At 62.0% G+C, this 15,722-nt stretch carries 14 protein-coding genes; 8 read left to right on the top strand and 6 right to left on the bottom strand.

Features of this window, described 5'->3' with window-relative positions; all coding sequences use genetic code 11:
• Window positions 1-7 precede the first annotated feature (7 nt).
• Both dnaE and CUV01_RS05130 read left to right on the top strand, forming a co-directional pair.
• Window positions 8-3,478 (top strand): DNA polymerase III subunit alpha, encoded by a 3,471-nt coding sequence (dnaE, locus tag CUV01_RS05135; protein ID WP_101459525.1) that lies wholly within the window; start codon window positions 8-10, stop codon window positions 3,476-3,478.
• A 66-nt stretch (window positions 3,479-3,544) separates the two neighbouring features.
• Window positions 3,545-4,594, top strand: coding sequence for a hypothetical protein (locus tag CUV01_RS05130; protein ID WP_101459524.1), 1,050 nt, complete (start codon window positions 3,545-3,547; stop codon window positions 4,592-4,594).
• A 13-nt stretch (window positions 4,595-4,607) separates the two neighbouring features.
• On the opposite strand, the gene CUV01_RS05125 is transcribed toward CUV01_RS05130, so the two are convergent.
• Genes CUV01_RS05125 through CUV01_RS05100 form a run of 6 tightly spaced genes read right to left on the bottom strand, consistent with a single transcriptional unit; the run spans window position 4,608 to window position 10,649 of the window.
• Complete coding sequence (locus tag CUV01_RS05125; protein WP_101459523.1) at window positions 4,608-5,000, bottom strand: Na+/H+ antiporter subunit G; 393 nt, start codon at window positions 4,998-5,000, stop codon at window positions 4,608-4,610.
• Window positions 5,001-5,019: 19 nt separating this feature from the next.
• A complete protein-coding gene (locus CUV01_RS05120; protein WP_101459522.1) occupies window positions 5,020-5,289 on the bottom strand; it encodes a K+/H+ antiporter subunit F in 270 nt (89 codons plus the stop codon).
• Complete coding sequence (locus CUV01_RS05115; protein ID WP_101459521.1) at window positions 5,286-5,777, bottom strand: Na+/H+ antiporter subunit E; 492 nt, start codon at window positions 5,775-5,777, stop codon at window positions 5,286-5,288. The genes CUV01_RS05120 and CUV01_RS05115 overlap by 4 nt, the downstream gene beginning before the upstream one ends.
• Complete coding sequence (locus CUV01_RS05110) at window positions 5,774-7,372, bottom strand: monovalent cation/H+ antiporter subunit D (RefSeq protein WP_101459520.1); 1,599 nt, start codon at window positions 7,370-7,372, stop codon at window positions 5,774-5,776. The genes CUV01_RS05115 and CUV01_RS05110 overlap by 4 nt, the downstream gene beginning before the upstream one ends.
• Window positions 7,369-7,803 (bottom strand): Na+/H+ antiporter subunit C, encoded by a 435-nt coding sequence (locus tag CUV01_RS05105; protein WP_101461878.1) that lies wholly within the window; start codon window positions 7,801-7,803, stop codon window positions 7,369-7,371. The genes CUV01_RS05110 and CUV01_RS05105 overlap by 4 nt, the downstream gene beginning before the upstream one ends.
• Window positions 7,803-10,649: a monovalent cation/H+ antiporter subunit A gene (locus CUV01_RS05100; RefSeq protein ID WP_101459519.1), complete on the bottom strand. Its 2,847-nt coding sequence runs from the start codon at window positions 10,647-10,649 to the stop codon at window positions 7,803-7,805. The genes CUV01_RS05105 and CUV01_RS05100 overlap by 1 nt, the downstream gene beginning before the upstream one ends.
• Before the next feature lie 301 nt (window positions 10,650-10,950).
• Between CUV01_RS05100 and CUV01_RS05095 the strand changes: the two genes are divergently transcribed.
• The 6 genes from CUV01_RS05095 (at window position 10,951) to CUV01_RS05070 (ending at window position 15,716) form a co-directional block, all read left to right on the top strand.
• A complete protein-coding gene (locus CUV01_RS05095) occupies window positions 10,951-12,117 on the top strand; it encodes a Hint domain-containing protein (protein WP_101459518.1) in 1,167 nt (388 codons plus the stop codon).
• Window positions 12,118-12,255: 138 nt separating this feature from the next.
• A complete protein-coding gene (ruvC, locus tag CUV01_RS05090) occupies window positions 12,256-12,744 on the top strand; it encodes a crossover junction endodeoxyribonuclease RuvC (protein ID WP_101459517.1) in 489 nt (162 codons plus the stop codon).
• A complete protein-coding gene (gene ruvA / locus CUV01_RS05085) occupies window positions 12,741-13,445 on the top strand; it encodes a Holliday junction branch migration protein RuvA (protein WP_101459516.1) in 705 nt (234 codons plus the stop codon). The genes ruvC and ruvA overlap by 4 nt, the downstream gene beginning before the upstream one ends.
• A gap of 3 nt (window positions 13,446-13,448) precedes the next feature.
• Window positions 13,449-14,285, top strand: a complete 837-nt coding sequence (locus CUV01_RS05080) for a M48 family metalloprotease (protein WP_101459515.1) — start codon at window positions 13,449-13,451, stop codon at window positions 14,283-14,285.
• A complete protein-coding gene (ruvB, locus tag CUV01_RS05075) occupies window positions 14,282-15,313 on the top strand; it encodes a Holliday junction branch migration DNA helicase RuvB (RefSeq protein ID WP_101459514.1) in 1,032 nt (343 codons plus the stop codon). Before CUV01_RS05080 ends, ruvB begins: the two co-directional genes overlap by 4 nt.
• Window positions 15,306-15,716 (top strand): PaaI family thioesterase, encoded by a 411-nt coding sequence (locus CUV01_RS05070; RefSeq protein WP_101459513.1) that lies wholly within the window; start codon window positions 15,306-15,308, stop codon window positions 15,714-15,716. Before ruvB ends, CUV01_RS05070 begins: the two co-directional genes overlap by 8 nt.
• Window positions 15,717-15,722: the final 6 nt, after the last annotated feature.

Raw genomic sequence — 15,722 nt, 5'->3', positions numbered from 1 at the left:
TCTGCCCATGCCCGATAAATCACCCCGATTCATCCATCTTCGCACACATTCCGAGCACTCTTTGCTGGAGGGCGCGATACCCGTGGCCAAGCTGGCGAAACTGGCGGCAGGGGCAGGCATGCCGGCGGTGGCGCTGACCGACACCAACGCCATGTTCGCGGCGCTGGAATTCAGCGTCAAGGCGATGGATGCGGGGGTGCAGCCGATCATTGGCTGCCAGTTGACGCTTGCCGCCGAGGCCACCGGCCCGGTCGTCGCATTGGCGCAAGATCAGGCTGGCTGGCTGAACCTGATGGCCCTGGCCTCGTGCCTCTATCTTCGCCGCGATGGCGGCCTGCCGCATGTGACGCTGGACGAGTTGTGCGAACGCGCCGAAGGACTGATCCTGCTGACGGGCGGTGCGACCGGACCGATGGGCCAGTTGATCGCGCAGGGCAAGCAGGCCGATGCAGAGGTGCTGGTCGAGCGCTTGGCAAAGGCCTTTGACACGCGGCTTTACGTCGAATTGCAGCGTCATCCGTCCGAAAACGGTCAGTTGATGGCCGCCGAGGCTGCCTCTGAGGCCGGGTTGATCCAGATGGCCTATGACAAGGCGTTGCCGCTGGTGGCCACGAACGATGTCTATTTCCCCAAGCCCGACATGTACGAGGCGCATGACGCGCTGATCTGCATTTCGGAAAAGGCCTATGTCGATCAGCAACAGCCGCGTCGCCGGCTGACGCCGCAGCATTATTTCAAATCTGCCGAGGAAATGGCCGTGCTGTTCGCCGATCTGCCCGAGGCGCTGGAAAACACCGTCGAGATCGCGCGGCGTTGCGCCTTTGCCGTCTCACGGCATGCCCCGATCCTGCCCAAATTCGCCGATGACGAAGTCGAGGAACTGCGCCGTCAGGCCAAGGCCGGGCTGGCCGAACGCCTGAAGGTGATCCCCCATGCCGTCAGCGTCGCGGATTACGACGCGCGGCTGGATTTCGAGTTGAACATCATCGAACAGATGGGCTTTCCCGGTTATTTCCTGATCGTCGCCGATTTCATCAAATGGGCCAAGGATCACGACATTCCCGTCGGGCCGGGCCGTGGGTCGGGCGCGGGGTCGCTGGTGGCCTATGCGCTGACCATCACCGACCTTGACCCGCTGCGCTATAACCTGCTGTTCGAGCGGTTCCTGAACCCCGAACGCGTCAGCATGCCGGACTTTGACATCGACTTCTGCATGGATCGCCGGGAAGAGGTGATCCGTTACGTGCAGGACAAATACGGGGCCGACAAGGTGGGCCAGATCATTACCTTCGGTGCGCTTTTGTCCAAGGCCGCCGTGCGCGATGTGGGCCGGGTGCTGCAACTGCCCTATGGGCAGGTGGATCGGCTGTCCAAGATGATCCCGGTCGAGGGCGTCAAGCCCGTCAGCATCACCAAGGCCCGCGCCGATGAGCCGCGCCTGCGCGAAGCCGCCAAGGAAGAGGTGATTGGCCGCCTGCTGGACTATGCCGAAAAGCTGGAGGGCCTCTATCGCAACGCATCCACGCATGCCGCCGGTGTGGTGATCGGGGATCGTCCGCTGGACCGGCTGGTGCCGCTGTATCGTGATCCGGGTTCGGACATGCCGGCCACGCAGTTCAACATGAAATGGGTCGAACAGGCGGGGCTGGTCAAGTTCGACTTTCTGGGCCTGAAAACCCTGACGGTGATCCAAAACGCCGTCGATTTGATCAACGAGGGCGGGCGTCCTCTGCATATCGGCGCGGACGGGACACAGCTTTACGATCCGCCCGAGGGCGCCGAGAACCAGATCAACGCCATCCCGCTGGAGGACAAGGCCAGCTATGACCTGTTCGCCAGCGCGCGCACGGTCGCCGTGTTTCAGGTGGAATCCAGCGGCATGATGGACGCGCTGCGCCGGATGCGTCCGACCTGCATCGAGGATATCGTGGCGCTGGTCGCGCTGTATCGTCCCGGCCCGATGGAGAACATCCCGACCTATTGCGAAGTCAAGAACGGCGTCCGCGATCTGGAATCCATCCATCCGACCATCGACCATATTCTGGCCGAAACGCAGGGCATCATCGTCTATCAGGAACAGGTGATGCAGATCGCGCAGGTCATGGCGGGCTACAGCCTTGGCGGTGCCGACCTGTTGCGTCGCGCGATGGGCAAGAAGATCGCCGAAGAGATGGCCAAGGAGCGGCCCAAATTCGTCGATGGCGCGATTGCAAATGGCGTAGACAAGAAAAAGGCCGGCGAGGTCTTTGACCTGTTGGAGAAATTCGCCAATTACGGATTCAACAAATCCCACGCGGCGGCCTATGCGGTGGTCAGCTATCAGACCGCCTGGCTCAAGGCCAACCATCCGGTCGAGTTCATGGCCGCTGTGATGAACTGCGATATCCACCTGACCGACAAGCTGGCGATCTACAAACGCGAGGCCGACCGGATGGGGATCGAGACGATCGCGCCCTGCGTCAACCAGTCGGCGCCGCGCTTTACCGTGAAAAAGGGGCGTATCCACTATGCGCTTGGTGCGCTCAAGGGCGTGGGGATCGAGGCGATGCGTCTGATCGACGAAGCCCGCGGCGATCAGCCCTTTGCCGATATCCACGACTTTGCCCGGCGTGTGGATATGAAGCGCGTGGGCAAACGTCCCTTGGAGATGCTGGCGCGCGCAGGTGCGTTCGACGCGCTGGATGACAATCGCGCAAGGGTTCTGAAATCGCTGGATACGCTGGTGGCGTGGTCGGCAGCCGTGCAGGAACAGGCGGCCTCGTCGCAGTCATCGCTCTTTGGCGGCGGCGAGGATCTGCCTCCACCGCGCCCGGCCATCGCGCAGGTCTGGCTGCCCACCGAAAAGCTGGGCGAGGAACACAAGGCCATCGGCTTTTACCTGTCGGGCCATCCGCTGGACGATTACCTGCCCGCCCTGCGGCGCAAGAAGGTGCAGACGCTGGCCGAGATCACCGCCGAGTCCGAGCGCGGCCCGATGGTGGCGATGATTGCCGGCACCGTCGCCTCGCGGCAGGAACGCAAATCGGCCAAGGGCACGCCCTTTGCCTTTGTCGGCCTGTCGGATCCGACCGGCCTTTACGAGGTGACGCTGTTCTCTGATCTGCTCTCCAGCGCGCGCGATTTGCTGGAACCGGGCGAGAATGTCGTCTTGCAGGTCAAGGTCGAGCCGCAGGGCGATCAGGTCAAGATGCTGGCCAATTCGGTGATGCGGCTTGACGATGCCGTCGCCGACGCTGGGGCGGGATGCCTTGCCGTTGAACTGGCCGAGGCCGAAGCGGCAGCCCGCGTCGCCGAGACGCTGGCGCGGATCCAGGACGAGATCAAGGTCGGGTCGCGGTCACGCGGCGCGATCCGGCTGCGGGTCAGGGACGGGCAGCGTCAGGTAGAGATCCAGATCGCCGATGATGTGCCGGTCAATACGCCGGCGCGTCAGGCCCTGCGTGCCGTACCCGGCGTGCTGGACGTGATAGAGGAATAGGGCTTGGTCGCGTCCCGTCGCCGGTCTAGGGTGCCGTCAGCTTAACCAGTTGATGCGAGGGACGAAATGAGGGCTCCGACTATTCGGCAGGGCGGCACGCCGGCACATGATGGTGATGTGACGCGGTTCGTCGCGCCAGAGGTTCTGAACAAGGGCTGGTACAACCCGACCCGTCGCATCATCTTCGTCAACGGCATGGGCAATTCCGGCGAGAACCATGTCGAAAGCTGCAATGAACTGTCGCTGATGACCGGCGCGACCGTGTTGGGTGTCTTTAACAATACCAGCGGTTTCTGGTCGGATCTGGGCCAGTGTATCAAGGACAAACTGACGCTCAGCACGGTGCAAAGCCAGTCCATGATCAGCTTTGAAGACTGGAATATGGTCGTCGATGCCGCCTATCGGGTGGAACGGCAACGCAAGCCCGGATTGGACAAGGTCGATTTCGTCGGCCAACTGATCGCCGGCAACAAGGCAACCCATGCCCTTTATGCGCTGCTGGTCGGGCAGGGCGGCACCGGCACCAGGGTCGAGATCTACTGCCACAGTCAGGGCAATCTGATCACCTCGAACGCGCTGACAGCGGCTGCGCTGGCGCAGGGCAAGCATGTGATTGCGGGGATGCAGGTGAACAGCTTTGGCTCGCCCTGCCGCTATTGGCCGCCGGGCATCGCGCGGGTGAACAACGCCTTTACTTTTGACGGGGTCAGCTTTCTCGATCTGCGCATGGACCTGACCAGCAGCAAGGTCGGCTTCAAGGCCGCGCATGGTTTCATGGAATATGCCAGGCATGATGGCGAATTCGTGGTCAACCGGTTCCGCTGGGGCGGCTGGGGCATGACCTTCAGTCTGAATGAAAAGGCGCTGGCGCGGTTCTGCGTCGAGCAGGGCGACAACACGCGGCGGCTGAACGCCATCTTCGAGCGGCTCAAGAAGGCGCATCCGACCGACAGCGACGATGTGGCGCTGGAATATGTGCGACTGCTCAGCGATGCGCGGATCGCCAGACTGAAACAGCACGATCCGGCCTTTATCGACCTGCTGATCAGTCTGCTGAAAAGCGGCGTGACCTTTGGGGATGAACGCGCGGCGATCGACCGTCTGAAAGCCGCCTGACCAGGGGCCTGCGTCAGCCCGGCTCGCGTTTGGTCGTGGCGTCGGGTTCTGCCCGGTCGGGCGCGCAGGTTGCCCAGTTCTCGTCGGGCTCGGCCGAGGGCAGTTCGTTCCACTGCCAGCTGCGGTGGATATGCGACTTGGCGATCATCAGCCCGGTAATCGGCGCGGTCAGAAAGATGAACAGGATGATCAGGAATTCGTGCCAGCTGCCATGTTCGCCGAAGACCAGCGACCACAGGACCGATCCGCACAGCACGCTGCCCACGCCAAGCGTGGCGGCCTTGGTCGGTGCGTGCAGCCGGGTCATCGGATCGGGCAGCTTGACCAGTCCATAGCCGCCGACAATACCGAACACGCCGCCAATCACCAGCAGCGCCGAGATCAGGATTTCCGCAATCTGTTCCATGCTGTGCTCGCCCTCTCTCTTATTCGATCACGTCGCCGCGCAGGATGAATTTGGCGTAGGCCACGGTCGAGACAAATCCGACCATGGCAAATAGCAGCGTCGCCTCGAAATACATGGCGGTGCCGTGCAGGATGCCGAACAGGGTGATCAGCGCGATCATGTTGATCGTCATCGTATCCAGCGCCAGCACGCGGTCGCTGACGCCGGGTGAAAAGACCACCCGATAAAGGCAGAACAGTTGCGAAATGCCAAAGCAGGCAAAGGCGAAATACAGAGCATAACCGATCATTCGAAGATCTCCTTCAGCCGGTTCTCATACCGCGCCTTGATCTCGTCGCGTATCGCATCGGGGTCAGGGGCGTGCAGACAATGGACCAGCAGCGCGTTGCCCTCTTCGGACACATCGCAGGTGACGGTGCCCGGGGTCAGGGTGATCGTCCCGCCCAGCACTGCGATGGCCTCGGGCGAGGTCAGTTCCAGCGGCACGTTGATCCAGGCCGGTTTCAGATCGCGGTTGGGTTTGAACAGCACGATCTTGGCGACCTCGATATTGGCCACGATGATATCCCAGACGACCAGAATTCCATAGCGCAGGAACTTGAATGGCCGGTGGATGCGGGGCCGGTCGGGCCAATAGGGGGCGATCATCGCCGGGATGATGATCGACATGATGACGGCAAAAACCAGCGATCCCCAGGCAAAGCTGTTGGCCAGCATCATCCAGACAAGGATCAGCAGGATCGACAGCAGCGGGTGAGGGAACAGGCGGCGGATCATTTCGTGCCCTCCTGCATTTGCAGAACCGGCTGGATATAGCTGTTCGGGTCATGCAACTGCGCTGCGGTATCGGCCAGATATCCAGTCACCGGCCCGGCAAAGATCGTCAGCGCCGCCAGCCCGGTCAACAGCAGCCCAACCGAGCAAAAGGCCAGCGCGGGCGAGGCGCTGTCGCCTACGTCCTGAATTTGCTCGTCAGTGTCCAGCTCATGCGGGATCGGTCCCTTCTTGGGCCGCGCGCCTTCATCGGTGTCATTGCCCGGCTCTGGGTCCAGTTCGTGCGCCTTCCAGAACAGGATCGAGCCTGCGCGGCCAAAACCCACCAGCACGACCAGAGAGGTGACCAGGATGGTGGCCCAGATGGCGACCATCCACGGGTCGTCGCGGGTGGCGTCAAGGATCAGCAGCTTGCCGATAAAGCCCGACAGCGGGGGCAGGCCGACGATGGCGATGGCCGTTGCAAAGAACAGCGCCGAGACGATGCCGGTATTGCGGATCGCGGGCCGCAGGCGCAGCCAGACATCGCCGCCGCGCCGCGCGGCAATCAGGTCGACCACCAGAAACAGTGCGCCGGCAGCCAGTGTCGAGTGGATCAGGTAGTACATGCCAGCGGTCAGGCCGATTTGATCAAAGCGCGCAATCGCGATGGTCAGCGTCCCGATAGAGCCGATGGCCGCATAGGCCGCCAATCGCGTGAGACTGCGCGTTCCCAACACCCCCAACTGCCCAAGCGCCAGCGTCGCCAGTGCGGCGGGCAGCAGCAGGTCGGTGGCAATGGTTTCGATCACCGTGTCGCTGGGAAAGACCAGCGTGAAAAAGCGGATGATCGCATAGATGCCGACCTTGGACATGATCGCGAACAGCGCAGCCGATGGACCCGGTGCGTTGGCATAGGTCGAGGGCAGCCAGAAATGCAGCGGCACCAGCGCCGCCTTGACCGAAAAGACGATCAGCAGCAGCACCGCACCCACACGCAACAACGCCGTGTCATCGGGCGGCATGTCGGCCACGCGAACGGCCAGATCGGCCATGTTCAGCGTGCCGGTGGCCGCGTAGATGCAGCCAAGCGCCGCCAGAAACAGGGTTGAGCCGGCGAGATTATAGCTGATGTACTGAACGCCCGCGCGCAGACGCATCGGGCCGCCGCCATGGATCATCAGCCCGTAGCTGGCGATCAGCAGCACCTCGAAGAACACGAACAGGTTGAAGGCGTCGCCGGTCAGAAAGGCGCCGTTCAGGCCCATCATCTGGAACATCCACAGCGCATGGAAATGCCAGCCCTTGCGGTCCCAGCCAGATCCAAAGGCATAAAGCTGCACCGCAAGCGCCAGAAAGCCCGCCAGCAGCAGCATCATTGCCGCCAGCCGGTCCAGCATCAGGACGATGCCGAAAGGCGCCGACCAGTTGCCAAGGCGATAGACATGGACCTCTCCGTCGGCGGCGAGGATGTTCAGATAGAGCGCTACCCCCAGCAGAAAGACCGTACCCATGATCCCGAAGGTCCGTTGCAGCAACATGTCGTGCCGCATCCACAGGATGATCAGCGCGCCGAACAGAGCGGGCAGCAGAACCGGGGCGAGAATCCAATGGTTCATGCGTCGCGCCCCTTGTCTTCAGTTCGGGGGCCGGTCGGCTCGTCCGGGGATGGCTCTGATTGGTTCTCAAGGGTTTGCAGCGGTGGCATCTTGCGATCGTCTTCGGGCATGTTGATGTAATCGTCTCCGCCTTCGATGAACGCGCCCAGTGCCATCATCACGACGACTGCCGTCATCCCGAACGAGATAACGATGGCGGTGAGGACCAGCGCCTGTGGCAGCGGGTCGGTATAGCCGGTGATCGCGCCCGAATGATCGCGCAGGATCGGCGGCTGATTCACCACCAGCCTGCCCGATACGAACAAAAAGACGTTGATCGCATAGGTCAGCATGGTCATGCCCAGCACGACCGCAAAGCTGCGCAGCCTCAGGATCAGATAGACGCCGGCTGTGGTCAGCGCGCCAATTGCGGTGGCGACAAGGATTTCCATCAATCGGCCTCCATCGTTTTGACATCGTTGGGGTCGATATTATCCATTGGCGCAACGTTCACGGTGCCGCCCGCATGGCGCGCGATCCGCGACAGCGAGTTCAGTGCCAGCATCACCGCGCCGACGACGCACAGGAATACGCCCAGATCAAAGCCCATGGCGGTTGCAAGCTCGAACTCTTCAAGGAAGGGCAGCTTGAAATAGCCGTAAGCCGAGGTCAGGAAGGGCATCCCGTTGAACCACGCCCCGACGCCGGTCAGCGCGGCGGCAACAACGCCCACGCCGATCATCGCGTGATAGGGGATCTTTTGGCGGTCCTGCGCCCAGACAAAGCCCGAGGCCATGTATTGCATCAGCAGGGCGATGGCGACGACCAGACCGGCGATGAAACCGCCGCCCGGCTCGTTATGGCCACGCAGGAAGATGTAGACGCCCACCATCAGCGAGATCGGCAGCAGCATCCGCGTGCCCACCACCAGCATCAGCGGGTGGCGGTCGCCGGCGCGGCGGTAATCATGCACCCAGTTGCGCAGGCGGCGCGATGATTTGCCCTGCAGCAGCGTTTCCGTCAGGGCAAAGATGACCAGCGCGGCGATCCCCAGAACGGTGATCTCACCGAAGGTATCATAGCCACGAAAGTCCACCAGGATGACGTTGACGACATTGTCGCCGCCGCCCTTCTTGTAGCTGTTTTCCAGCATATAGCCCGAGATGCTGTCAAAGGCGAAGTCGCGGCGCATCATTGCATAGGCCAACCCGCCGAAACCGACGCCTGCAATGGTCGCGATGAAGGCGTCGGTGCCACGGCGGCGATTGGATGATTCGACGGCGGTTTTCTTGGGCAGGAAGTTCAGCGCCAGCAGCAGCAGAATGACGGTGACGATCTCAACCGACAGCTGGGTCAGCGCCAGGTCCGGTGCCGAGAAATAGGCGAAACCGACCGACACGATCAACCCGACAATGCCCACCAGCACCAGTGCCAGCAGGCGATAGCGGTGGAACGCTACCATGCAGCCGGTGGCGACCATCAGCATGGTCCAGCCGATAATCGGCACCAGTTCGAATTCCAGCAAGGGGCGCGTGGCCTGACCGATTGCCCCCGTTGACCAGGCCAGCGCACCACAGAACACCGCAGCCAGAGTAAAGGCCGCCAGTGCGCGCGGCATCGAGCCATCCGTGATCGCATTGGTCAGCGATCGCGCGGCGCTGACCGACCAGCGGATCAGGGTATGAAAGATGGTCTTGGCGTCGGGATGTGGCCCCGCCCGCCAGATCGCATAGGCGGGCTTGTAGAGCGACAGCAGGAAAGCGCCGCCGGCGATGGCAATGATCGACATGATCAGCGCGTTATTGACCCCGTGCCACAGGTAGATATGCGAATGTTGCACCTCGCCCGTGACCGCCGTGGCCGAGGCATCGACCAGCCAGCCCGCCATGGTATTGGGAAACAGCCCGATCAACACGACCAGTGTGGCCAGAAACGCCGGTCCGATCCACATGCCCAGTCCGGGATCATGCGGATGATGCGGATAGTCATCGCGCTCTGGGCCCAGGAAGACATGCACGATGAAGCGCAGCGAATAAGCAACCGAGAACAGCGCCGCGATGGTTGACAGCACCATGAACACCTCGCGCGCACGGCTGAGATGGTCGACCTCGTAGAGCATCATCTCTTTCGACAAAAAGCCGTTCAGCGGCGGGATGCCTGCCATGGACAGGGCCGCGATGGTGCCGATGGCGAACGTGATCGGCATCAGCTTGCGCAGCCCGCCCAGCCGTTTGATGGACCGGGTATGTGCCTCGTGATCGACAATGCCGGCGGTCATGAACAGCGCGGCCTTGAAGGTCGCATGGTTGATGATGTGAAAGACGGCGGCGATGGCGGCTTCGGGCGTGCCAAAGCCAAGCAGCATGGTGATCAAACCCAGATGGCTGACCGTCGAAAAGGCCAACACGGCTTTCAGGTCATCCTTGAACACCGCGATGAACGCGCCGATCAGCATGGTGACCAGCCCGGCGGTCGACACGATCCAGAACCATTCCGGCGTCCCCGACAGCACCGGCCACATCCGCGCCATCAGGAACAGACCCGCCTTTACCATGGTGGCGCTGTGCAGATAGGCCGAAACGGGGGTGGGTGCCGACATGGCGTGGGGCAGCCAGAAATGGAACGGGAATTGCGCCGATTTGGTAAAGGCGCCCAGCAGGATCAGGATCAGCGCCGGCACGTACCACTGGCTGGACTGGATCGCGTCCTTGGCCAGAAGGATATCGCTGATCTCATAGCTGCCGGCGATATTGCCCAGGATCATCATCCCGGCGATCATCGCCAACCCGCCGCCGCCGGTGACGGTCAATGCCATTCGCGCGCCCTGACGCCCCTCGGGAAGGTGGCGCCAATAGCCGATCAGCAGGAACGACGACAGCGAAGTCAGCTCCCAGAAAACCAGCAGCAACAGGATGTTGTCGGATAGCACGATGCCCATCATCGCGCCCTGAAAGAGCATCAGGTAAGTATAGAACTTGCCCACCGGGTCCTGCCGCGACAGGTAGAAACGCGCATAGGTGATGATCAGCAGCCCGATCCCCAGGATCAGGATACCGAACAGCAGCCCCAGGCCATCAATGCGGAAACTGGCGGACAACCCGATCTGCGGCAGCCACGAAAAACTGGTGGTGATCACCTCGCCACGCATGATTGCCGGGATGTGCAGCAACAGCCCGATCAAGGCCACGGTCGTCGTCGTGCCACAACTGATCGCCGCGACATTGCGCCCTGAACGGATCAACAGACCGGGCAACAACGCGCCAAGGAACGGTAGCATGGCGATCAAAGCTGGTGACATGCGAGCCTATCCCCGAGGTTGTTTCTTGTGACGTTTTTTCTTAACCTTTTTTGTGGCCAGAAGGGACGAGGGGTGTCAACCCGACACTGCGGCATTCGGGCAACGCCCTGCAGTAAATCCACTTGCTTGATGTGTTCGCCAGATCGGCCTTTTGATCAGCGCCTGCTGACAAAATCTGCTCAGAGAACATTGCGGACATATTGATCATGATGCCGTCCTGTGCGAAGAGGATTTTTATTGCACGAGCGGGTCACGCCCGCGTCGACGACTTGTTTTCAGCGTCTGTATTTCGGAGAGTGGTATGCCCACAAATAGTACGTTCAATGTCATTTATCTCGGCCAGTTGACTGTTATCGATCCGCAGGAAGGCAATGGTACAGCGGAATCCGCGAGCCAAATTATTGGAACCTATGACAATTTCACGCCCGACAGTGTCGAACAATTCAGTCCTATCAGCTATAGCAGTAGCGACGGCAGTTCTTCGCAATCATCGACGAGATTTCAAACCTATAATCAAAACAATAGCTTTGGAAATGACACGTTCCGGATAACGGATAGTGCCGGTGGGCAGACGGCACATACATTCGATGCGACCGCACTCTACAATGCGACAATCACCTATGCGAACGGCACAACCGAGAATGTCCAGTTGATCATCGTGCAGGACACCGACGGCAATACGTGGGTGGCGCCGCCCAGCAGTTATTCTGCAAGTGCCGCAGCGCTTGATAACCAGCCGATCCAGTCCATTTCGTTGAATCAGGTCGCCCCTGTAAGTCCATCGCTGCCAAATGGTGGCGCTACGTTTGCAGGTTTGTTCTACAACCGCGAAGTCATCGATATCGAAACAGTCGTGTGTTTCGCGCAAGATACTCTGATTGAGACCAACGGAGGCATGATCCCGGTTCAGGATCTGCAAGTCGGTGATCTGGTCCGGACCCGCGACAATGGGCATCAGCCCATCCGTTGGATCGGTTCGCGGCATTTCAGCAGCGATGCGCTGGCCGCACAGCCCAAGCTACGCCCGATCCGCATTGCGGCTGGTGCATTGGGGAAAAACACCCCCGCCAACGATCTGCTGGTATCGCCACAGCATCGCGTGTTGGTGCGGTCGCGTATCGCGCAGCGGATGTTCGGGACGGATGAGGTTCTGGTTGGCGCCAGGCAGTTGCTGATGATCGACGGCGTCGACATTGATCAGGCCAGCGAGGGCGTGACCTATTATCACTTCATGACCGACCAGCATGATGTCGTCTATTCAAACGGTGCCGAGACCGAAACGCTTTATGCGGGCGCCGAGGCGCTGAAATCCATCAGCCAGAACGCCAGAGAAGAGTTGTTCACGATCTTCCCGGAACTGCACAGCGATGATGCACCGGCTCCGGCGCGTCTTCTGGCGTCGGGGCGCAAGGGGCGCAAGCTGGTCATGCGCCACCTGCAGAACCAGATCATCCTGCAACATAGCTGAGCAAAGTTCCGGTCAATTGCGGCTTTGCGGATGCCGAAATCGCTTGGGGCGGTTTCGGCATTCGTGTTTTCCGCTGGGAAAGCCTCTGGTCGATGTTCGTGTTTCGTGCTAGTTCGTTGAAAAACGAAAGGGGCAGGCATGCGGGTTCTGGGCATCGATCCCGGTTTGCGAAACATGGGCTGGGGCGTCATCGAGGTGGATGGATCGCGTCTGCGGCATGTGGCAAATGGCGTGATCCATTCTGAAACCGGCGAATTGGGCGTCAGGCTGGCCGCGCTGTATCGGGGGCTCTGTGCCGTGATCGCGGCCCATTCCCCGGACACGGCCGCGGTCGAGCAGACCTTTGTGAACAAGGATGCAGTCGGCACGCTGAAACTGGGCCAGGCGCGTGGGATTGCACTGCTGGCACCCGCCGAGGCCGGGCTGAGCATTGGCGAATACGCCCCGAACGCGGTGAAAAAAACCGTGGTGGGCGTAGGCCATGCTGCAAAGGAACAGGTGCAGCATATGGTCCGGGTGCAATTGCCCGGTGTTCAGTTCGAAGGGCCGGATGCGGCTGATGCGCTGGCGATCGCGATTTGCCATTCCCGGCATATGCAGGGCCGCAACGTCAAGGTGGTCGCGTGATCGGGCGCATTGCCGGTGTGATCCTGCACCGCGCCCGCGATCACGTGCTGATCGACGTGCGCGGCGTGGGATATATCGTGCATGTGAGCGAACGTACGGCGGCTGGTCTGCCCCCGGCGGGTCAGGCCGTGGCGCTCTATACGGATCTTCTGGTTCGTGAGGATTTGCTGCAGCTGTTCGGTTTTCCGACGATGCTGGAAAAAGAGTGGCACCGCCTGCTGACCAGTGTGCAAGGTGTTGGCGCCAAGGTGTCGCTGGCGATCCTCGGGACGCTTGGCCCTGATGGGCTGGCGCGGGCGATCACGCTTGGCGATTGGTCTGCAGTGCGCAAGGCGCAAGGCGTCGGCCCGAAACTGGCGCAGCGCGTGGTGCTGGAGTTGAAGGATAAAGCACCCGCAGTGATGGCGATCGGCGGTGATCTGACGGTTGAGGCCGGGGGTGCGGACGAGCCGGCCATCGAGGCCGACGCGTCCGCTGCCTCTGCTCCGGCCTCGATGGCCGAAGCAGAGGCACGCCGCCCGGCGGCACCGACAGCCCAACCCGCGCAGGCTGCGGCTGACGCGTTATCGGCGCTGACCAATCTGGGCTATGCTCCCTCCGAGGCCGCGGCCGCCGTCGCGCAATCGCAGGCTTCGGAACCCGATGCCACAACCTCTGCGTTGATCCGTGCAGCACTGAAAAGCCTGGCACCGAAAGGATAAAAGATGGCAGGAAATGCACGCACATTCGTTCTGATGGCGGTCATGACCGCTTTGGTGGTCGGGCTGGGCTGGATGCTTGGCGGTCGCGGCGGCGCGATTCTGGCACTGCTGTTTGCCGGCGGTACCAATCTCTGGGCCTGGTGGAACAGCGACAAGGCCATGTTGCGCCAGCAGAACGCCGTTCGCGTGGACCGAGCATCCGCGCCCGAACTGGTCGATATGGTTGAAACCCTGGCCCAACGCGCCAATCTGCCGACACCCGCTGTCTACGTCCTGCAGACCGAACAGCCCAATGCATTTGCCACCGGTCGCAACCCGCAGAATGCGGCGGTTGCCGTCACGCAGGGTCTATTGCAGGCGATGCCGCGCGACGAACTGGCAGGCGTCATCGCGCATGAACTGGCCCATATCCGCAACCGCGATACCTTGACCATGACGGTCACGGCGACGCTGGCCGGGGCAATCGCGATGATGGGCAATATGCTGATCTTCAGCGGCGGCCGCGAGGGACGCGGTGGTGGCATCGGCGCCATTATCGCGATGATCGTCGCCCCGCTGGCTGCCGGACTGGTGCAGATGGCCGTGTCGCGCACACGCGAATTCGAGGCCGATCGCGAGGGTGCCGAGATCAGCGGCCAGCCGGCGGCGCTGGCCGATGCGCTGGCACGGATCGCACAAATGGCCGGCCGCAGCGTCAACGTCCCGGCCGAGCGCAACCCCGCCTCGGCGGCCATGTTCATCATCAACCCGCTGCACGCCCTGCGCGCCGACAAGCTGTTTGCCACCCATCCACCAACCGAAGACCGCATCGCCCGCCTGCAGGCGATGGCGCGCGGATGACGCAGCCCGACCCCACCTTGCGCCCCGAACCGCTGGAGGGTGAAAGCGAGGATCGCGCGCTTCGTCCGCAAGTCCTGACCGATTTTATCGGGCAGGCCGAATTGCGGGCCAATCTGCGCGTCTTTATCGACAGCGCCCGCATGCGCGGTCAGGCGATGGACCATACGCTGTTTCACGGACCTCCCGGTCTGGGCAAGACCACGCTGGCGCAGATCATGGCGCGCGAACTGGGGGTGAACTTTCGCATGACCTCGGGACCGGTGCTGGCCCGTGCCGGTGATCTGGCTGCGATCCTGACCAATCTGGAAGCCCGCGACGTGCTGTTCATTGACGAAATTCACCGCATGAATCCGGCGGTGGAAGAGGTGCTGTACCCTGCGCTGGAGGATTTCGAACTTGATCTTGTCATCGGTGAGGGCCCCGCAGCCCGCACAGTTCGGATCGAGTTGCAGCCCTTTACACTGGTCGGCGCAACCACACGGCTGGGGCTGCTGACCACCCCGCTGCGTGACCGTTTCGGCATCCCCACGCGGCTGCAGTTCTATTCCATCGACGAGTTGAACCAGATCGTCAGGCGCGGTGCGGCCAAACTGAACATCGACGCCGAACCCGAGGGCACCATGGAGATCGCTCGGCGCGCGCGCGGAACGCCCCGCATCGCCGGTCGCCTGTTGCGACGGGTCATCGATTTTGCACTGGTCGAAGGCGATGGCCGCCTGACCCGCGCCATCGCAGATAACGCGCTGACCCGGCTTGGTGTCGACGATCTGGGGCTGGATGGTGCCGACCGGCGATACCTGGCGCTGATGGCCGAACATTACGGCGGTGGCCCGGTGGGCGTTGAAACCCTGTCCGCCGCCCTGTCCGAAAGCCGCGATGCCATCGAGGAGGTCATCGAGCCCTATCTGCTGCAACAGGGCCTGATCGCCCGAACCCCTCGCGGCCGCCAACTGGCCGCCCGCGCCTGGCGGCATTTGGGGCTGGACGCGCCCCAACCCGCAGGGCAGGGCAGCCTGCTCGATGACTGAGGTGGCAACCCGCATCCGCGACAGTTTTGCGCGGCAGACGATGATGCAGACGCTTGGGGCGGAACTGGTTGAGGTCAGCAAGGGGCGGGTGGTGATCGTCGCGCCGATTTTGGCGGCATCGCAGCAACAGCATGGTGCGGGGCATGCCGGGCTGACCTTTAGCATCGGGGACTCGGCTGCTGGCTATTCCGCGCTGACGCTGATGCCGCCCGGGGCCGAGGTGATGACGGTCGAGATGAAGATCAACCTGATGTCGCCCGCCGTGGGTGATCGGCTGGTGGCAGAGGGGCGTGTGATCCGCGCTGGCCGGCGGCTGACCGTCGTGTCGGCCGATGTCTGGGCCGAGGTGAATGGTGTGCGCAAACATGTCGCCATCTTGCAAGGCACGATGATCCCGGTCTGATCAGTC

It is taken from the genome of Paracoccus tegillarcae, assembly GCF_002847305.1.
Taxonomy (GTDB): domain Bacteria; phylum Pseudomonadota; class Alphaproteobacteria; order Rhodobacterales; family Rhodobacteraceae; genus Paracoccus; species Paracoccus tegillarcae.
This window is presented reverse-complemented; position numbering and strand designations above follow the sequence as displayed.